Source organism: Streptomyces sp. NPDC001339 (genome assembly GCF_042895955.1).
GTDB lineage: Bacteria > Actinomycetota > Actinomycetes > Streptomycetales > Streptomycetaceae > Streptomyces.
In genome coordinates this window covers 216,207-233,737 of the sequence record NZ_JBIAWT010000005.1, presented here as the reverse complement: position 1 = coordinate 233,737, position 17,531 = coordinate 216,207, and the positions used below count along the sequence as shown (strand labels likewise).

Below are 17,531 nucleotides of genomic sequence, written 5' to 3'. Positions count from 1 at the left end.
GACGCACCGTCAGATTCTCGCTACCTTACTTGCCATGGAGACCACGGAGACCATGGAGACCGCGGAGGCCGCGGAGGCCATGGCAACCACGGAAGTCCCGCACGCCCGAGAAGCCATGCGCCCCTTCCCCGAGATCATCTCGGTGGACGACCACACGGTGGAGCCCCCCGGCGTCTGGCAGGACCGGCTCCCGTCGCAGTACCGGGACACCGGCCCGCGGATCGTCCGCGCCCCGGTCAAAGAAATCACCTTCGTGGGCGGCACATTCACCCCAAAGATGGGCACCACCGAAGATGACGGGCCGATGGCCGACTGGTGGGTCTACGAGGATCTGCGCCGCCCGCTCACCCGCCTCGACACCGCCGTCGGCTGCCCCCGTGACGACATCAGGCTGGAGGGCATCACCTACGAACAGATGCGCCCCGGCTCGTACTCGGTCCCCGACCGCCTGGCCGACATGGACCTCAACCACGTCCGGTCCGCCCTCTGCTTCCCCACCTTCCCCCGCTTCTGCGGCCAGACGTTCACCGAGGCCAAGGACCGCGCACTGGGCCTGCTGGGAGTGCGTGCGTACAACGACTGGATGGTGGAGGAGTGGTGCGGTCCCGAGGCGCGGGGCCGGCTGATCCCCCTCACCCTCATCCCCCTGTGGGACGCGGAGCTGGCGGCGGCGGAGGTGCGCCGTAACGCGGCCCGTGGCGTACGGGCGGTCTGCTTCAGCGAAATACCGCCCCGCCTGGGCCTTCCCAGCATCCACACCGACCGCTGGGACCCCTTCCTGCGCGCCTGCGACGAGACCGGCACGGTCATCGCCATGCACATCGGCTCCTCGTCGACGATGCCGTCCACCTCGCCCGACGCCCCGCCCGCCGTCGGCTCCACGCTCACCTTCGCCAACTGCTGCTTCTCGATGACGGACTGGCTGCTGAGCGGCGTCTTCGAGCGCTTCCCCCACCTGAAGATCATGTACGCGGAGGGCCAGATCGGCTGGATCCCGTACATCCTCGAACGTGCCGACGTGGTCTGGGAGGAGAACCGCGCCTGGGGCGGCGTCGCGGAGAAGGTCCTCCGCCCTCCGTCCGAACTCTTCGCCGAGCATGTCCACGGCTGCTTCTTCGACGACGCCTTCGGCCTGAGGAGCCTCGACGCGATCGGTGTCGGCAACGTCCTCTACGAGACCGACTACCCGCACTCCGACTCCACCTGGCCGCGGTCGAGAGCGGTCGCCGAGTCCCAGATGGGCCACCTCGCCCCGGACGTGGTCGAACGCATCGTCCGCGGCAACGCGATCGACCTGCTGGGCCTGACGGAAGAGGGCCTCTGGGGCGGGTGAGGGGTGGGGTGCAGTGCGGTGGGGTGGGGTGCAGTGCGGTGGGGGAGGTGAGGGCTGAGGAGCAGGGGGTGGCGGGAGGGGGAAGATCAGTTCACAGTCGCCGGTACATGATGTGCAGGCCCACGTAGCCCTTGGTGGGGTGATGGAAGCCCTCGGGGAGGGTCGTCATGATCGCGAACCCCAGGGACTCCCAGAGGGCGACGGCACCCGTGTTGGTCTCCACCACGGCGTTGAACTGCATCGCCCGATAGCCCTCGGCGCGGGCCCGGTCCAGCACGTACTCGCCCAGGGCCCGCCCGACACCGCGCCCATGATGCCGCGGGTCGACCATGAAGCTGGCATTGGCGATATGCGCGGCACCGCCCATGTGGTTCGGATTCATCTTGGCCGTGCCCAGCACCGTCCCGGACTCGTCGACGGCGACGAACGTACGGCCGGGCGGATCCTGCATCCAGATCTCCCGGCCTCCCGCCTCGTCGAGGTCGCGAGGGTAGGCATACGTTTCACCGGCTGCGACGACTGCATGGAAGAAGGGCCAGATGGCGGGCCAGTCGGACGCGGTTGCCTCACGGATCAGCATGTCCACAGGATGGCGTCGCCGAGAGCGGGCCACCACTGAATATGCACCGGTCGGCCCGCTGCTATGCGGCTCCGGGGCCGAAGACGGGGATGGCGAAGTGGTCGACGTCGACGTCGGCATCGGCATCGGCATCGGCATCGGCGGCGGCGGCGGCGGCGGTGTCAGCCTTCTCCGCCTTCTCCGCCTTCTCCGCCTTCCCCGCCTTCCCCGCCTTCCCCGGCTTCTCCAGCTTCTCCGCCTTCTCCGCGCCGAGCGCCACGACGCGGAACCGCACCATGAGCGGCATCCCGATCCGTAACTCCGCCGGCGCGCAATCCGTGATCTCGGTCATCATCCGCGGCCCCTCGGCGAGATCGACCACGGCCGCGACATAGGGCACCCGGTCGCCGAACGGGGACAGGTCGTTACGGTGCACGACCGACCACGTATAGAGGGTGGCGCGGCCGCTGGCCGGCTCCCAGACGACATCCTCGCTCCAGCAGTACGGGCAGAATTCACGCGGGTAGTGATGGGCCGCGCCGCACCCCGCGGCCCGGCAGCGGCGCAGGAGCAACTTCCCCTCGGCCGCCGCCTCCCAGTACGGCCGCGTGAAGGCATCCACCTCCGGCAGATCGAATCGCGCGTTCCGCATCTCGCCCGCCTCCCTTCTCCGGGACGATCCCCCGCCCCGCGCTTTCCCCTGCAGGCCCATTCCTGAGGTGATACCTCTTCGGTAACCTGACACAGCGTCAGAACACCCTAGCGTCAGGGCAGGTACGCACGGCAGGTAACGAGAGCTCTCACACAGGAGTGGCGTCTGCGATGCTCGGATCGACGTACGGCACCCTCACCACGCACTCCCGGCCGGCCCGCATCGTGGCCTGTGGGGAGCGGCCACCACACACCGTTCACGGCATGAGTGCACAGCAGCAGCATCAGCGGCACGACGGCGACCGCGAGCAGAACGCCGGCGCAGTGGCCGATCTGGATGTCAGCGGTCGGCCGCTGCATGCCCCGGTGCCCGATCTGGACCGGTTCTTCCAGCCCGAGTCGGTGGCGGTGATCGGTGCCTCGGATGCCGAAGGCCGCCCCAACACCGGTATCACCCGTCGGCTCATCGCCTGGGCGGAACGGGTCGGTGCCCGGCTCCACCCCGTCAATCCTGGCCGTGGCGAGGTCTTCGGCCTGCCCTGTCACGCCACCGTCGCCGATCTGCCCGAACCGGTCGACCTTGCCGTCCTGCTGGTCGGCGATCCACTGCCGGTCATCGAGCAACTCGCCGCTACCAAGGTGAAGTTCGCGGTGGTCTTCGCCTCCGGCTTCGCCGAGACCGGTGAGCGGGGCGCAGCCGCCCAGGCCCGGCTGGCCGAGGCGGTCGGGCGCTCCGGGCTGCGGCTGCTCGGTCCGAACACCAATCTCAACGCCTTCGAGGAGTTCCGTGAGGATCTCGAAGGACCGGCCATCGCCCTGATCACGCAGTCAGGCCACCAGGGCCGCCCCGTCTTCACCCTTCAGCAGCTGGGCATCCGCCTCTCCCACTGGGCTCCCACCGGCAACGAAGCCGATCTGGAGACCGCCGACTTCGTCTCCTACTTCGCCACGCGCCCCGAGGTCGGCGCGATCGCCGCATATGTGGAAGGCCTCAAGGACGGCCGCGCCTTTCTGCTCGCCGCCGACCGCGCGGCCCGCAACAAGGTGCCCGTCGTCGCCGTCAAGGTCGGCCGTACCGCGACCGGTGCCCGGATGGCCGCCTCGCACACCGGCAAGCTGACCGGCGCGGACGAGGTCGTGGACGCCGCGATGCGGCAGTTCGGCGTGATCCGGGTGGACGGGCTCGACGAGCTGCAGGACACCGCCGCCCTGCTGGCCCGCGCCAAGCGGCCCACCGCCGAGGGCATCGCCGTGTATTCGATCTCCGGCGGCACGGGCGCCCACTTCGCCGACCTCGCGGCGGCGGCCGGGCTGCGGCTGCCCACCCTCGACGACGCCAAACAGGCCGAACTGCACCAGTGGATACCGGACTATCTCAGCGTCGCCAATCCGGTCGACAACGGCGGGCATCCGGTCGGCGACTGGCGCGGCCGCAAGATCATCGACGCGATCCTGGCCGACCCGGCCATCGGCGTGCTGATCTGCCCGATCACCGGCCCCTTCCCGCCGATGAGCGACCGGCTCGCCGAGGATCTCGTGGCGGCGGCGGAGCGGACCGACAAGCTGGTGTGCGTGGTCTGGGGCTCGCCGGTCGGCACCGAGGACGCCTACCGCAGCACCCTGCTCGGCTCCACGCGGGTGGCGACCTTCCGTACCTTTGCCAACTGCATCACCGCGGTCCGGGCCTACCTCGACCACCACCGCTTCACCGACGGCTACCGCTCCCCCTTCGACGACGCCCCACGCATCACGTCCCCCTCCGCCCGCAAGGCACAGGCCCTGATGCGCCCCGGCCAGCAGCTCAGCGAACACGCGGCGAAGCAGCTGTTGCGCGCCTACGGCATCCGCGTCCCGCGCGAACAGCTGGTGGCCAGCGCGGCGGCCGCCGTACGGGCGGCGAGCCTGGTCGGCTACCCCGTCGTCATGAAGGCTTCCGGGCCGCAGCTGGCGCACAAGACGGAACTCGGCCTGGTCAAGGTCGGTCTGACCTCGGCCAGCCAGGTCCGGGACGCCTACCGCGAGCTCACCGACATCGCCCGCTACGAGGACATCCCGCTGGACGGCATCCTGGTCTGCCAGATGATCGAGCGGGGCGTCGAGACGGTCGTCGGCGTCACCCACGACAGCCTCTTCGGACCGACCGTGACCGTCGGCCTCGGCGGAATCCTCGTGGAGGTCCTCAGGGACGTCGTCGTGGGCGTACCGCCGTTCGGGGAGGACCAGGCGCGCGCGATGCTGGACGAGCTGCGCGGCCGCGCCCTGCTGGACGGCGTACGCGGCGCGCCGCCCGCGGATGTGGACGCGCTCGTCGAGGTCGTCCTGCGCGTGCAGCGGATGGCCCTCGAAATGGGCGGTGAACTCGCCGAGTTGGACATCAATCCGCTCGTTGTGCTGCCGCGCGGACAGGGCGCGGTGGCCCTCGACGCACTCGCCGTCTGCCATTGAGCGGCACTCGCCCATTGAGTGGCACTCGCCGTCCGCCGTTGGGCGCGAGCGGTGCCCGGGCAGCCTCCCGCGCGGCCCCCGGAACAGCCGCCCGAGCCACAGTACGAGCCGCCGCCCAAGCAGCCGCCCGGGCACGTACCGCGCCTTCGGCCGCACTCCCACTTCCTGGAGTTGCTCCGCCATGACGACGCCCTCCCCGTCCCCTGATACTCCTGACACTCCTCGTTCCACGTCCCCCGCCGGGCCCAACGGCACGGCCGGTCACGCCGATTCATTGATACTGCACACCACTGACAACGGCGTCGCGTGGATCACCCTCAACCGCCCCGAAGCCCTCAACGCCCTCACCTGGGACCAGCGAGAACGCCTCATCGCCCGGCTCGCGGACGCCTCCGCCGACCCGGACGTACGGGTGGTTGTCATCACCGCGACCGGCAAAGCCTTCTGTTCCGGTGCCGATCTACGTGATGCGCCAAAGGCGGGCGAACGGGTCGCCGGCGATGTCGCGCGGATGATCCGGCGCGGCGCCCAGCGGTTCATAGCCGCGGTGCTGGACTGCGAGAAACCGGTCATCGCCGCCGTCAACGGCACCGCGGCCGGGCTCGGCGCCCATCTCGCCTTCGCCTGCGATCTGGTGCTGGCCGCCGAATCGGCCCGTTTCATCGAGGTGTTCGTCCGTCGTGGACTGGTTCCCGACGGCGGCGGCGCCTACCTCCTGCCCCGGCTGATCGGCCCGCAACGCGCGAAGGAGCTGATGTTCTTCGGCGACGCCGTACCGGCCACCGAGGCCGAGCGGCTAGGACTGGTCAACAGGGTCGTTCCAGATGGCGAGTTGGGGCGTACGGCCCAGGAGTGGGCCAACCGGCTGGCGACTGCCCCAACCCGCGCCCTGGCCTTGACGAAGCAGCTGGTCAACGTCTCGCTGGAGTCCGACCGCGGTACGGCCTTCGCCGCCGAGGCCACGGCTCAGGAGATCATCATGACGACCGAGGACGCGAGGGAAGGCATCGCCTCCTTCGTGGAACGACGCAGACCGACGTACCGGGGCCGATGACGCCACATCACCACTGACAGAGCCACGCCACCTCCGCCACCTCCACCGCATCCACCACATTCACCACATCCAGCGCATTCACCGCATCCAGCGCATCCAGCGCATCCGTGCGCACCTACTGCACGTCACCGGGGCACACCGGCACCTCACGCGTATTGCGGGTCCGCACCCCGGGCAGCCACCCCTGCACACCCTGCCCGCTGGTGACCAGATACCAGCGGGTGGAGGTGATCCCCGCCTCGTCGCGGACCATCTGCCCGTCGGTGACGACGCAGCGCGCGGCCAGCTCGTCGCCGTGCCAGACCCGTCCGGCGGAGTTACTGTCCGCGGCGTACTCGGCGTGCGGGTCCTTCGCCAGTCGTAGCGCGCACTCCAGGGAGCGGCCGCTACGGCAGGCCTGCTCGCTGTTGTAGACCGTGATCTTCACCGTCGGCGTCGGTCCGGCGGGCTCCAGACCGACCGATCCGGGGCGCACCAGCCACCACCCCCCCAGCCCCACCGCGACGACCGCGGCGGCGACCACGAGCGCGACCGCGAACGGCCGTCTGCGCGCCGGTGCGACCGCCGCCCTCGCCGGCGCAGCCTCACCGCCGGTCTCCTTGATGCGTTCCCAGAGGCCCGGCGGTGTCTCGATCTGTTCGTCCGCGAGCCGCAGCCGGGCGCGCAGCAGCGCCTCGGCATCGTCTTCGCCGCCACCGCCCCGGCCACCACCGAAATCCCGGCCACCACCGAAATCCCGGCCACCACCGAAGCCCCGGCCACCGCTGCCCGCGGCCCCGCCGCCGTACCGTGAACCCACACCCACCGTGCCGCTCACCTCCCGGCCTGCCCGTACTCCGATTCAATGAGGTACGCGCGCAACCTGTCCAGCGCGCGGGCGCGATGCCGGGCGGCGGTGCCCCGGTGCACCTTCATGATCTTGGCGGCCTGGTCGATGGTGTAGCCGTCGAGGTCGACGAGGATCACCATGCCGGCCTGCCGGTGCGACAACCGCCCTAACAGGCGCACCGCTTCGATCTCGGCGTGCCGCCGCTCCACCCCGCCGTCCCAGCCACCGTCCCACCCATCGGCCCTGGCCCCGGCCCCGGGGCGGCCGCCCGCCCCGCCCTCCTCGACGCCCTCCATCCTGTCGACCAGCACCTGACGCCGGTCTTTGCGGTAGGCGTCCCGGGCGACGTTGAGGACCGCGGTGAAGGCGTAGGCGTACGGCTCCGGATGGGCGAGGAAGCGGTGCGGCCGGGCAGCGAGTCTGAGGTACGCCTCGTGCACCACATCCTCCGCGGACTGTCGTGAACCGGCCAGCATCACCGCCCTTCGGTAGAGCCTGGGCAACAGCCCGCAGAAGACCTCGTCGAAGGTGGGCGACGCGCTGGACGAATCGGGTGACGGTGTCGCATCGGCCATGTACCGGACTCCCCCGTGCTCTGCTACGGACGCGGCCGTGGTGGACGCTACCCATGCGGACGCCCCGCAATCGGGAATCCCCTTCCCCAATTCCCCACGCGTCCCCCTTAGATCAGCTACCTACCAGGTAAACCACACGTCCGGGTGGCCGCGCACCCGATACGCTCCGACCCTTCCCACCTGACTCCCCATCAGATTCAATGAACGGCATGATGGGACACGCCGGAATGGCGGCCACGGCCGTGCGGTACCTGCGCTCCGTCGGTGCACCGACCACGGCGGCCACACCCGCCACGTCCGCCACACCCCTCCCCCGCCCCGCCCTGCGTGCCGTACGCGACGACGAACGCGCCCCGGACGAACGCGCCCCGTTGGACCCGGCCGAATTCCGCGCGGTCCTGGGCCACTTCGCGAGCAGCGTCACGATCATCACGTCCCCCGGAGAGTCCGGCGGCCCGGGCGATCCCGGCCCGGCCGGCTTCACCTGCCAGTCCTTCGTCTCCCTCTCCCTCGACCCGCCCCTGGTGGCGTTCATGGTGGCGCGCACCTCGACCACCTGGCCGCGGATCGCCCGCGCGGGCGTCTTCTGCGTCAACATCCTCGGCGCCGGTCAGGGCAGCCTCTGCCGCACCTTCGCCGTCAGCGGCGCCGACAAGTTCGCCGGTGTCTCCTATCAGCCCGCACCGGCCACCGGCTCACCACGCCTCCCGGACGTCCCCGCCTGGATCGACTGCACGATCCACGCCGTGCATACCGGGGGCGACCACCTCATCGTCGTCGGCCGCGTAGCCACCCTGGGCACCGACCCGACCGCCGCCGAAACCGGCCCCCTCCTCTTCCACCGGGGCACCTTCGGACACTTCGCCCAGTAACCCCCGCTACTTGCAGTCCCTCCTACACTCCGCGGAACGCGCTCCACAACCGATCGCGGCAATCGAATATGTGGCGAGGGCCGCCAACCCTGCGGGCACCCCAGGACTGCGCTCGACAACCCGTAGCGCCTCTCGCAGCAGAAGGCGGTTCCTCCCTGAGCGGATGGTGTCGAGGAGAGCTGAAATCTGGTGGATCTCCTCCTCTGCGTCACTCCATGCCTTTGCTCGCGCATAGCTGTGCAGGAGTCCCACGCGATAGAACATAACGCCCCGAGGTGTGGCGACTTCGAGAGCGCTGTGTAATTTGGGGATCGCCGCCCCTGCGTCGCCGAGGATCAGGAGAGCATGCGCCGAATGCCCCGTGAACTCACGGTAATTGACCCACCATGCCCATTCGGGGTCACGCGGGCTCACTGACTCTTCGAGCCCGCCACGTGCTGCGTCAAAGTCGGCCATGGCTCGCTGACGGTCTCCCATCCGAGCACGGGCTCCGCCGCGTCTGATCAGCGCCAAGGTTGCCACGCGCGGAGGAATCCGGCCCTGAGACAAGACTTCTTCGGAGATACGCCCGGCCTCACCAGGGCGCCCGCATTCGTTGTCGAGCATGGCCAGCATGTCGAGAGCGAACCACTGCATGGATCGGTCACCGGCATGACGGGCCAGTATGTGTGATTCGAGGAATGCCTGCCGGGCGGCCTCGCGTTCACCGGCATCGAAGAGGAGCCACCCCGCGACCTCGGCCGCCTCGGAAACAGCCGACAGATAACCTCGCTGCTCCCTCTCCGGGACCTCTCCTGCGTCCAGCTTGCGTTGCGCCGTCCGCCAGATCTGAACTGCCGCCGGTGCGACAGTATCCGCCCCGTACCGGTCAGCGTGACTGAGGAGATATGCCGCACTGCTCTTCATGTGCGTGATATCCGAGATCGTTGCGGACGGCTCATCCGAGGGCAGGCGCATGGCCTTCGGTTTGACTAACTCTACGAATTCTCCGTCAGTTTGAAGGAATTCGTCCAATGCTTCGGCCATCTGCCGAGAAGGGCGTTGACGGCCGTTGGTGACGCGAGACAGATAGGCCACGTCGTAGTTGAGGGCGCGCGCAGTGGCCCGCAAGCTGGATCCGCTGTCCGCAAGGAGTTCGCGAAGCCTGGTCCCGAAGTCTGCACTCATGTGCTTCCCCTGGTGTTGACCGTGGCCTTCCAGGATAGCCGTCAACGGCAGTCAACTCCCGGGCCTGGGTTCCCTGCGACAAGGATGGTGAGACAGATGGGCCCTGCGACTGCGCTGCATGCAGCCCAGGGCACGGCCAACGCTGGAGAGGAGCGTCAACTTGCCGCACTGTCTCGCCCGACTCATCGAAGCGCACCGCGGCGTGGGGGTTCCGGCGTAATGGGACCCTCAGATATCGCGCGGCTGCTGCCGTGGTCGAGCCTCGACGGCAAGCCGTGCTACCTGACGGGGGACAGGACCGGGTAGGTATCCCGCCTCGCCGACCAGATGGAGGAGGAACAGCTCGACACAGCCGCCGACCTCATGGAAGAGGCGCGCCGTCTCCTTGACAGCAAGGCATGGACTCCTGGCGAACTCCATCTCACCAGTGTCAAGTTGCTTGAGTCGCTCGTCGATGTTCACCGGGTTGCAAAGAGCCGGGGAGCACGTCTGGCCACACCCGACGACGGCCCTGACGACCACAGCGACCACGATGCCGATGAGCCGCGGCTTCCTGCGGAGGCATGCGGTTGAACCATCCAGAGAGAACTCCGAGAAAGGGGAAGCAATGCCCAAGACCAAAGCGCTTGAAGAGCGTCGCCCCGTCGGCTTGGCGCTCGACGTTCCGGAACTGCGGTTGCCGCTGAGCACCGATGGCGCCACAGTCCTGCCGGAGCTGACCGGGGGCGACGGCCCGTCGCCCTTCGCGTTCCGTTTCCTGGTGCCCGTCTCGGCCACGGGCGGCATCCTGCCGAGCGATGTCGAGTACGACGAGGACACGCAGACGGGTACCTACGAGGGCCTGCCACCTGGCGTCTACATGACCAAGAACCCGCCTAAGACCTACGGTCCCACGCAGCCTTCGGGCCAAATGGACGCGCCGGACGACCCTGGACCAAGCGACGACTGATGACAGACGCCGGACAGGTTCTCATCCTGGCGGGTCGCTTCGATCCGACCTGCGATCTGGTGGTTGAGGAACTGAACCGGCGTGCCGTTCCCGTCTTTCGGGCAGATATGGCCGAGTTCCCGCTGAGGCTCACGCTCGCCGCGAGCCTCAGCGGGGACCGCTGGCACGGCACGCTGATCAACGACCGTCGCACGCTCGACCTCGCGTCGGTCCGTTCCGTCTACTACCGCCGCCCCACTCGTCCAAAGTTCCCCGGGCAGATGTCTCCCGAGGCGCGCAAGGTCGCCGAGACCGAAGCCCGATGGGGGTTCGGGGGTCTGCTGTCTGCCCTGCCGTGCCGCTGGCTTCCGCCACCAGGGAAGGCGGCCGATGCCGAGTACAAGCCTCTGCAACTACGCGTCGCCGCGGAGGCGGGGCTGAGCGTTCCCCGAACGCTGATCACGAACGACCCGAACGCGGCGCGGAAGTTCGCCGAAGTGATCGGCGGACCCATCGTGTACAAGCCGTTCTTTCACGTACGCGGCACCGTGCACGGGCAGACCGTCGCTGTATACGCGAACATCGTCGATCCCGACGACCTGCCACACCCGGACATCGCCACCACTGCCCACCTGTTCCAGGAGTGGGTGCCCAAGGCGTACGAGGTGCGGCTGACCGCGATCGGCAGGCAAGTCTTCGCGGCCGAGATCCACGCCGATTCCGAGGCAGGCCGCGTCGACTGGCGCAGCGACTACGACAGCCATACCTACAGGGTGTGTGAGCCGCCGCCCGACGTAGCGGCCGGAGTCCTGCGGATGCTCGACCGACTCGGGCTTTCGTACGGCGCCTTCGACTTCGTGGTAACTCCAGAGGGGATCTGGCGATTCTTGGAAGTCAACCCGAGCGGACAGTACGGGTTCATCGAGCAGGCGACCGGACTGCCGATCACGGCCGCGATCTGCGACTACTTGGAAGGAAATGGCCAGTGACGAACATCCTCGGCGACGAACAGCGTCTCCTCGCCGCCCGCGTCTCCCTCACGCAGCAGATCGACCGCGGAAGCGTGGTGCTGTCCTCGCGCCTGGCGGGCGCCTTCCTCAACGTCCCCCGGCACCCCTTCGTGCCCGTCTTCTACCGCCGCGACGGGGAACGGTTTATTCCTTGGCGCATCACCGACAGCGATGCGGACGCTTGGCTCAACTCCGTATACGCGGATGACTCCCTCATCACCGAAGTCGACGGCGTCCACGCCGAGGACGCGGCCCCTGAGGGGCTGACCGGCATCCCTACGTCGTCCTCGACGGCGCCGAGCCTCATGGCGGACATGCTCGACGCCCTCGACGTGAACGAGGGGGACGAGGTCTACGAAGCCGGTACCGGCACGGGGTACAACGCCGGCGTGCTCTCCTTCCTCGTCGGGGACAAGCACGTGACGACCATCGACCGCTCCGAGCCCCTCACGGCCAAGGCCCACGCCCGGCTCAACGCCATCGGCCTGGCCCCCCTCGTCATCCGCGGTGACGGTGCCCGTGACTTCCCCGCAGACGCGAGGTACGACCGGATCATCGCCACCGCGTCCGTACGCCGTATCCCGCCCGAGTGGCTGACGCGCCTGCGCCCCGGCGGCATCATGGTCGTCCCTCTCAAAGGCACCCTCGCCGGGGGGATGGTCGCCCGGCTCACGAAGCTGCCCGACGGCTCGGCCACCGGCTACATCCTGCACACGCCGGCCGCGTTCATGCCGCTCCTCAGCGACTCGGAAGCCCCTGCGCAGGTGCCCGTCGTCCCGGACGGCCCGTGCGCGGATTCCGGACTCTCTGCGCGGGTGCTGGACGACTGGTCGTTCTCTTTCTTCGCCCAGCTTCACATGCCGCCTGGCCTCGTCCGTTCCTACGGGCGGAACGCCGACGGGCTCCACGTCACAACCCTCTACGACCCCGCCGACGGCTCGGCCACCCGTATCGACGACATGCCCGAAGGCCCGCCGCTGGTCACCTCCACCGGAGCGCGCGACCTGTGGCAGCCGATCGAAACCGCCCACCAACTGTGGCAGCGGCTCAACCGGCCCCGCCGTGAGTGGTTCACCATCGAGGCCACCGCGAAAGAGCAGACCGTGAGGTATACCGCCCCGGGCGGGCAAGTCCACCGGTGGAGGTTGCGGGGCCCTGGAGTCGAGGTCGGGGCAGGCCGGGAAGACGGGGAGGGATGAGGAACGCCAATGTCACCGCCGCTTCACCAGCGTGGCGACGACTGGAGATGCTCCTTTCCCGGACGCGTCAAGGTTGATCCGCCGGGATGGTATGCGAGTGCCCAGAGCCTGGCCGTCCGTACCACGAGTACGCGTGATCAGCTACTCGGAACACCACACGACGGACGGCATGCAGAGAGCGAAGAGGCTGCTTATTCTTAGGGAATATGCGGATCGTCCCCTAACGCGTCGCCGGCGGGCAATCCCGACGATCTCGCCACCCGCTAGGCGGCAAACGACCCCTAGCCCAGGGAGCGTCTTCCCATGGTCACCGATCTTTCCCCGCAGCCCTTCGATAGATTCCTCAAGTCCGTGGCGTCGGCCACGTACGAAGAAGTTCGACAATTGCCCGGCGCGGCAGTCGAAAGTGCACCGGCCTTCGAGGAGATGAAGGCGCATGTCATGGATCTGTACAAGGGGGTGAGTGTCGCTGAAAGTTTCGTCGAAACCGACGGCCAGGTCATCGACTGCATCCTTGAGGACACGCATCCTGTCGTGCGGCGTTGGGGCGGTCCCGCCATCGCCCCGGCCGAAGGCCCGCCGGAGATTCCCGAACCTGACGAGCCGACGTCGCCGGACCCGAGGTCGCGGGATGTCGTGCGCCCCGGACTGCATAATCCGGTGACCACTCGGACCTATCCTGCCGGCACCATGCCGCTGTATCGCACCACGCTTTCGACGCTGTGCCGGTTCCCGAACCTGGCGGCCCTCTCGGCGAAGGACAAACCTGTCGGGCTCGCGGCGCCCGCCGCTGTCGAGCCACTGGCAACGGAGCCGACGCAGCAAGCGCGATACGCGACCGGTGAGCAGGACATCAATTGCCTGGGTGGATCAAGTAAACTCAATGTGTGGAGCCCGTACGCCGCGGGAGCTCAGCGGGCATTCAGTCAGCAGTGGTACGCCGGAATACGGGGCGACGGCCTCCTCCAAACCGTGGAATGTGGTTGGACTGTCGACCTCGCGCGGTATCCCAACACCAGCCCCCACTTTTTCGTCTTCGCGACTCGGCAGAACTACATCACCGCCGACAACGTCTACAACCTGCAAAACCAGGTGTTCCGCCTCGTCGCCAACCCCTACGTAATTCCGGGGGCCCCACTGCAGTTTTCCCAGCCCGGCGGAACACAGGTCGAGTACAAGATGGGTCTCTACCTCACCAACAGCGCGTGGTGGTTGTACTTCGACGACCATCCCATCGGCTACTTCCCGGTGTCATGGTTCAACAACGGGCCGCTGACCACCCAAGCCACCCGAGCCAAATTCGGCGGTGAGGTCTCGACCGGGATCAGCACATGGCCCCCGATGGGCTCCGGGCAGCATGCCGCGGCGGGCTTCGGCCAGGCCGCGTACCAACGGGCCGCAGCGGTCAATCCCGTGAGCGGTGGCGCGGTGTACGCGACCCTGGCGGACGCGGGATCGGTCCACGGACGGTGCTACTCACTCCAGATCACCAACAACACGGCGTCCGACTGGGGCACCTACCTGTTCTTCGGCGGCCCAGGCAACGACCCGGGCGGGGCTCCCTGCTGAAATCGCGTCATGTGTCGCGGAACGTCAGCACGGCCCGCGCCACCCGCCCGCCACGGGCGTCATTCACTGCGCCGGCGAAGTCCTCCACCGGATATGTCCTCGTCACCAACTCGTCCAGCAGTAGTTGACCTTCGCCGTACAGGCGGGCGTACAGTGCGATGTCGCGCTGGGGCCGTGACGAACCGTAGCGGCAGCCCAGGATGGACTTGTCCAGGTACATCGACGACACCAGGAACGATGCCTCGGCGGTGGCCGGCGGCACGCCGAGCAGGACCGCCTGCCCGTGGCGGCCGAGCAGATCGATCGCCTGCCGGATCAGCCGCGTACTGCCCACGCACTCGAAGGCGTGGTCGGCGCCGGTCGGGAGGATTTCCCTCACCGTCTCCGTCACCGCCCGCAGGCCGTTCGCCGCCTGGCCCCCGTCCATCGCCGCCGACGCGGTCACGAAGTGCGTCGCCCCGAACCGACGCGCCACTGCCTCCTTCGCCGGGTTCGTATCCACCGCGACGATCGTCGACGCGCCCGCGATCCGCGCGCCCTGGAGCACGTTGAGGCCGATGCCGCCGGCGCCGAGCACCACGACCGATTCCCCGTGGTCCACCCGTGCCCGGTTCAGCGCCGCGCCCACCCCGGTCAGCACCGCGCACCCGATCAGCGCGGCCGATGTCAGCGGTATCTCCTCGGGGATCTTCACCGCCTGGACGGCCTTGACGACCGTACGCTCCGCGAACGACGACGTGGACGCGAAGCTGAACAGTTCTGTGCCGTCGCGTCGTCGCCGGAACGGCCGTGCGGGCATCCCGATCGACTTACGGCACATCGTCGGCCGTCCTCGGTCGCAGTCCGCGCACGCCCCGCAGTTGGCCAGGGTCGACAGGGCCACGTGATCGCCGGGCAGCACATGCCCGACGCCCGCGCCCACGGCTTCTACCACCCCCGCTCCCTCGTGCCCCAGCACCACCGGCACCGGGAAGGGAATCGTCCCATCGACCACTGACAGATCGGAGTGGCACAGCCCCGCCGCCCGGATCCCGACCAGTACCTCGCCCGGCCCCGGATCCCGCACCTCCAGATCGTCCACGACCCGGGGCCGCTCGCCGTCGAAGATGACGCCTCTCATCGCAGCTTCGCCCTCCTCAGCGTTCCGCTCTCGGCAGGCCGAGCACGCGCTCGGCGATGATGGTGCGCTGGATCTCGTCCGAGCCCCCGTAGATGGTGTCGGCCCGGGTGAAGAGGAACAGCCGTTGCAGGGCGTCCAGTTCGTACGGTGCCTCGGCGGACCAGTCGGCGGGCCCCAGCGCCGCCGCGGCGCCCCGTACCCGCATCGCCAGCTCTCCCAGCCGCTGATGCCAGCCGCCCCACAGCAGCTTCGCGACGCTCGGTGCGCCCGCGTCCCCGGCCGCACCGAGCGTGCGCATCGCATTCCAGCGCATGGCCTTCAACTCGGCCCAGTGGGTGATCAGTTGGCTGCGCATCATCGGATCCTGGGCGGCACCGGAGCGGATCGCCGCGGCGATCACGTCCGCCAGCTCCGCCGCGAATCCGATCTGCTGGACGAGCGTGGACACCCCCCGTTCCCGTGCCAGCAGGCCCATCGCCACTCGCCAGCCCGCCCCCTCCCCACCCACCACATGCCCGGCCTCGGCCACCGCGCCGTCGAAGAACACCTCGTTGAACTCCGCCGTTCCCGTCATCTGGCGGATCGGGCGGACATCGATACGGCCCGGCTGGTCCATCGGCACGAGGAGAAACGACAGGCCTCGGTGACGGCGCTCGCGCGGATCGGTCCGGGCGAGTACGAAGCACCAGTCGGCCTCATGCGCCAGTGAGGTCCAGATCTTCTGTCCGGTGATCCGGTAGCCGCCGGACCCGTCCCGGACCGCCACCGTCCGCAGCCCGGCCAGATCCGAGCCCGCGTCCGGTTCGCTGTAGCCCTGGCACCACAGCTCCTCGCCCCGTGCGACAGCCGGCAGGAAGCGGCGCCGCTGGGCGTCGTCCCCGTACGCGATCAGCGTCGGCGCCAGCAGGTTCTCCCCGATGTGCCCGATCCGCCGCGGCGCCCCGGCCCGTGCGTACTCCTCGGCCCACACGATCTGCTGCGTCAGGGAAGCCGCGCGGTTCCCGTACGACCCGTGCGTACGGTCCCATCCGATGCCGATCCAGCCGCCGGTGCCGAGTTCCCGCTCCCAGGCCGAGCCGAGGCGCGTACCTTTCCGGTCGGCCGGCTCCGCGTACGGGCCTACGAGATGCCCCTCCAGCCAAGCCCTGACCTCGGCCCGGAACGCTTCGTCCGCACGCCCGAACTCGAAGTTCATGCCGGGCTCTTGGGGTCGCGCAGTCTCGCCAGCGCGGGCATGGGGTCGATTCCGACGGCCTCCGGTACCACCTCGGCCACCTTCTCCGGTGTCCACCCTCCGCCGTCGGCAGATGCGTCGGCGTACACGGCGCGCAGCTCCGCCGGCTGGGCCCACACCGCGATCTTCGGCCCTGCCACCGTGTAGACCTGCCCGGTGACCTCGCGGGCCCGCTCGCTCAGCAGATAGACGACGAACGCCGCCACGTCCGCCGGCTCCCCGATCTCCTTCAGCTCCATCGGGACCTTCGCCGACATCCGTGTGTGCGCGACGGGCGCCACCGCGTTGGCGGTGACCCCGTACTTGTGCAGGCCCAGCGCGGCGCTCCGTACGAGGGAGATGACGCCGCCCTTCGCGGCAGAGTAGTTGGCCTGTGACACCGAGCCCTGGTGGCTGCCGCTGGTGAAGCCCACCAAGGTCCCGGACCGCTGGCGCCGCATCACCGCGGCGGCCGCCCGGAAGACGGTGAACGTCCCTTTCAGGTGGGTGGCGACCACCGGGTCCCACTCCTCCTCGGTCATGTTGAAGAGCATCCGCTCGCGCAGGATCCCGGCCACGCAGACGACGCCGTCGAGCCGTCCGTACTGCGCCAGTGCGGTGTCCACGATCCGCCGGCCGCCGGCCATGGTGGACACGTCGTCGGCGACCGCAGTGGCCACACCACCGGCCGCCTCGATCTCCTTCACCACGGAATCGGCGATCTCGCTGCTCGGCGCGCTGCCGTCGAGGGCGACCCCGTAGTCGTTGATCACGACCTTGGCGCCCTGTTCGGCGCAGGCCAGCGCCACCGCCCGTCCGATGCCGCGCCCGGCACCGGTGACGGCGATCACCTTGCCGGACAAGAAGTTCCCCATGCCGCGCCCCTTTCCCTGACCTTGGGCCTTGCGTCTTGAACCGCGCTCCTTGGGTTTGGTTCCTTGCCGTTGGGCTGGTTTTTGTTTCTGACGGCCCGTTAGATTTTTGGGCAGGTGCGGTACGGATGCAAG

At 68.9% G+C, this 17,531-nt stretch carries 17 protein-coding genes; 8 read left to right on the top strand and 9 right to left on the bottom strand.

Going from position 1 to position 17,531, the window contains the following annotated elements:
• Window positions 1–115 precede the first annotated feature (115 nt).
• A complete protein-coding gene (locus ACFY12_RS16460) occupies window positions 116–1,333 on the top strand; it encodes an amidohydrolase family protein (protein WP_390716808.1) in 1,218 nt (405 codons plus the stop codon).
• 91 nt (window positions 1,334–1,424) lie between these two features.
• On the opposite strand, the gene ACFY12_RS16455 is transcribed toward ACFY12_RS16460, so the two are convergent.
• Together ACFY12_RS16455 and ACFY12_RS16450 are read right to left on the bottom strand one after the other, a co-directional pair.
• Window positions 1,425–1,913, bottom strand: a complete 489-nt coding sequence (locus ACFY12_RS16455; RefSeq protein ID WP_390716455.1) for a GNAT family N-acetyltransferase — start codon at window positions 1,911–1,913, stop codon at window positions 1,425–1,427.
• Window positions 1,914–1,974: 61 nt separating this feature from the next.
• Window positions 1,975–2,544: a Zn-ribbon domain-containing OB-fold protein gene (locus ACFY12_RS16450; protein ID WP_390716454.1), complete on the bottom strand. Its 570-nt coding sequence runs from the start codon at window positions 2,542–2,544 to the stop codon at window positions 1,975–1,977.
• Window positions 2,545–2,714: 170 nt separating this feature from the next.
• On the opposite strand from ACFY12_RS16450, the gene ACFY12_RS16445 reads away from it, so the two are divergent.
• Window positions 2,715–4,988 carry an acetate--CoA ligase family protein gene (locus ACFY12_RS16445; RefSeq protein ID WP_390716453.1) on the top strand — a complete coding sequence of 758 codons (2,274 nt, stop codon included), beginning with the start codon at window positions 2,715–2,717 and terminating at the stop codon, window positions 4,986–4,988.
• 181 nt (window positions 4,989–5,169) lie between these two features.
• Window positions 5,170–6,042 carry an enoyl-CoA hydratase/isomerase family protein gene (locus tag ACFY12_RS16440; protein ID WP_390716452.1) on the top strand — a complete coding sequence of 291 codons (873 nt, stop codon included), beginning with the start codon at window positions 5,170–5,172 and terminating at the stop codon, window positions 6,040–6,042.
• 115 nt (window positions 6,043–6,157) lie between these two features.
• Here ACFY12_RS16440 and ACFY12_RS16435 read toward each other — a convergent pair whose 3' ends face one another.
• Window positions 6,158–6,847 carry a hypothetical protein gene (locus tag ACFY12_RS16435; protein ID WP_390716451.1) on the bottom strand — a complete coding sequence of 230 codons (690 nt, stop codon included), beginning with the start codon at window positions 6,845–6,847 and terminating at the stop codon, window positions 6,158–6,160.
• Window positions 6,848–6,855: 8 nt separating this feature from the next.
• Complete coding sequence (locus tag ACFY12_RS16430; RefSeq protein ID WP_390716450.1) at window positions 6,856–7,446, bottom strand: RNA polymerase sigma factor; 591 nt, start codon at window positions 7,444–7,446, stop codon at window positions 6,856–6,858.
• A 200-nt stretch (window positions 7,447–7,646) separates the two neighbouring features.
• Between ACFY12_RS16430 and ACFY12_RS16425 the strand changes: the two genes are divergently transcribed.
• Window positions 7,647–8,318 carry a flavin reductase family protein gene (locus ACFY12_RS16425; RefSeq protein WP_390716449.1) on the top strand — a complete coding sequence of 224 codons (672 nt, stop codon included), beginning with the start codon at window positions 7,647–7,649 and terminating at the stop codon, window positions 8,316–8,318.
• A gap of 6 nt (window positions 8,319–8,324) precedes the next feature.
• Here ACFY12_RS16425 and ACFY12_RS16420 read toward each other — a convergent pair whose 3' ends face one another.
• Both ACFY12_RS16420 and ACFY12_RS16415 read right to left on the bottom strand, forming a co-directional pair.
• Window positions 8,325–9,485 carry a helix-turn-helix domain-containing protein gene (locus ACFY12_RS16420; RefSeq protein ID WP_390716448.1) on the bottom strand — a complete coding sequence of 387 codons (1,161 nt, stop codon included), beginning with the start codon at window positions 9,483–9,485 and terminating at the stop codon, window positions 8,325–8,327.
• 228 nt (window positions 9,486–9,713) lie between these two features.
• Window positions 9,714–10,016 carry a hypothetical protein gene (locus ACFY12_RS16415; protein ID WP_390716447.1) on the bottom strand — a complete coding sequence of 101 codons (303 nt, stop codon included), beginning with the start codon at window positions 10,014–10,016 and terminating at the stop codon, window positions 9,714–9,716.
• A gap of 76 nt (window positions 10,017–10,092) precedes the next feature.
• Between ACFY12_RS16415 and ACFY12_RS16410 the strand changes: the two genes are divergently transcribed.
• The 4 genes from ACFY12_RS16410 (at window position 10,093) to ACFY12_RS16395 (ending at window position 14,191) form a co-directional block, all read left to right on the top strand.
• On the top strand, window positions 10,093–10,434 hold the full coding sequence (locus ACFY12_RS16410) for a hypothetical protein (protein WP_390716446.1): 342 nt from the start codon (window positions 10,093–10,095) through the stop codon (window positions 10,432–10,434).
• On the top strand, window positions 10,434–11,402 hold the full coding sequence (gene tgmB / locus ACFY12_RS16405; RefSeq protein WP_390716445.1) for an ATP-grasp ribosomal peptide maturase: 969 nt from the start codon (window positions 10,434–10,436) through the stop codon (window positions 11,400–11,402). The genes ACFY12_RS16410 and tgmB overlap by 1 nt, the downstream gene beginning before the upstream one ends.
• Window positions 11,399–12,622: a methyltransferase domain-containing protein gene (locus ACFY12_RS16400; protein WP_390716444.1), complete on the top strand. Its 1,224-nt coding sequence runs from the start codon at window positions 11,399–11,401 to the stop codon at window positions 12,620–12,622. Before tgmB ends, ACFY12_RS16400 begins: the two co-directional genes overlap by 4 nt.
• Before the next feature lie 303 nt (window positions 12,623–12,925).
• On the top strand, window positions 12,926–14,191 hold the full coding sequence (locus ACFY12_RS16395; protein WP_390716443.1) for a neprosin family prolyl endopeptidase: 1,266 nt from the start codon (window positions 12,926–12,928) through the stop codon (window positions 14,189–14,191).
• Window positions 14,192–14,198: 7 nt separating this feature from the next.
• On the opposite strand, the gene ACFY12_RS16390 is transcribed toward ACFY12_RS16395, so the two are convergent.
• From ACFY12_RS16390 to ACFY12_RS16380, 3 genes are read right to left on the bottom strand one after another with little or no spacing between them, the layout of a single operon-like run.
• On the bottom strand, window positions 14,199–15,311 hold the full coding sequence (locus tag ACFY12_RS16390; protein WP_390716442.1) for a Zn-dependent alcohol dehydrogenase: 1,113 nt from the start codon (window positions 15,309–15,311) through the stop codon (window positions 14,199–14,201).
• Between the two features lie 16 nt (window positions 15,312–15,327).
• Window positions 15,328–16,506, bottom strand: a complete 1,179-nt coding sequence (locus tag ACFY12_RS16385) for an acyl-CoA dehydrogenase family protein (protein WP_390716441.1) — start codon at window positions 16,504–16,506, stop codon at window positions 15,328–15,330.
• Window positions 16,503–17,399 (bottom strand): SDR family oxidoreductase, encoded by an 897-nt coding sequence (locus tag ACFY12_RS16380; RefSeq protein WP_390716440.1) that lies wholly within the window; start codon window positions 17,397–17,399, stop codon window positions 16,503–16,505. Before ACFY12_RS16380 ends, ACFY12_RS16385 begins: the two co-directional genes overlap by 4 nt.
• Window positions 17,400–17,531: the final 132 nt, after the last annotated feature.

Excerpts from the sequence above, each read along its gene's own strand:
- ACFY12_RS16460 (WP_390716808.1), top strand. The coding sequence starts at position 116 with ATGCGCCCCTTCCCCGAGATCATCTCGGTGGACGACCACACGGTGGAG.
- ACFY12_RS16455 (WP_390716455.1), bottom strand. The coding sequence starts at position 1,913 with ATGCTGATCCGTGAGGCAACCGCGTCCGACTGGCCCGCCATCTGGCCC.
- ACFY12_RS16450 (WP_390716454.1), bottom strand. The coding sequence starts at position 2,544 with ATGCGGAACGCGCGATTCGATCTGCCGGAGGTGGATGCCTTCACGCGG.
- ACFY12_RS16445 (WP_390716453.1), top strand. The coding sequence starts at position 2,715 with ATGCTCGGATCGACGTACGGCACCCTCACCACGCACTCCCGGCCGGCC.
- ACFY12_RS16440 (WP_390716452.1), top strand. The coding sequence starts at position 5,170 with ATGACGACGCCCTCCCCGTCCCCTGATACTCCTGACACTCCTCGTTCC.
- ACFY12_RS16430 (WP_390716450.1), bottom strand. The coding sequence starts at position 7,446 with ATGGCCGATGCGACACCGTCACCCGATTCGTCCAGCGCGTCGCCCACC.
- ACFY12_RS16425 (WP_390716449.1), top strand. The coding sequence starts at position 7,647 with ATGAACGGCATGATGGGACACGCCGGAATGGCGGCCACGGCCGTGCGG.
- ACFY12_RS16420 (WP_390716448.1), bottom strand. The coding sequence starts at position 9,485 with ATGAGTGCAGACTTCGGGACCAGGCTTCGCGAACTCCTTGCGGACAGC.
- ACFY12_RS16410 (WP_390716446.1), top strand. The coding sequence starts at position 10,093 with ATGCCCAAGACCAAAGCGCTTGAAGAGCGTCGCCCCGTCGGCTTGGCG.
- tgmB (WP_390716445.1), top strand. The coding sequence starts at position 10,434 with ATGACAGACGCCGGACAGGTTCTCATCCTGGCGGGTCGCTTCGATCCG.
- ACFY12_RS16395 (WP_390716443.1), top strand. The coding sequence starts at position 12,926 with ATGGTCACCGATCTTTCCCCGCAGCCCTTCGATAGATTCCTCAAGTCC.
- ACFY12_RS16390 (WP_390716442.1), bottom strand. The coding sequence starts at position 15,311 with ATGAGAGGCGTCATCTTCGACGGCGAGCGGCCCCGGGTCGTGGACGAT.
- ACFY12_RS16385 (WP_390716441.1), bottom strand. The coding sequence starts at position 16,506 with ATGAACTTCGAGTTCGGGCGTGCGGACGAAGCGTTCCGGGCCGAGGTC.
- ACFY12_RS16380 (WP_390716440.1), bottom strand. The coding sequence starts at position 17,399 with ATGGGGAACTTCTTGTCCGGCAAGGTGATCGCCGTCACCGGTGCCGGG.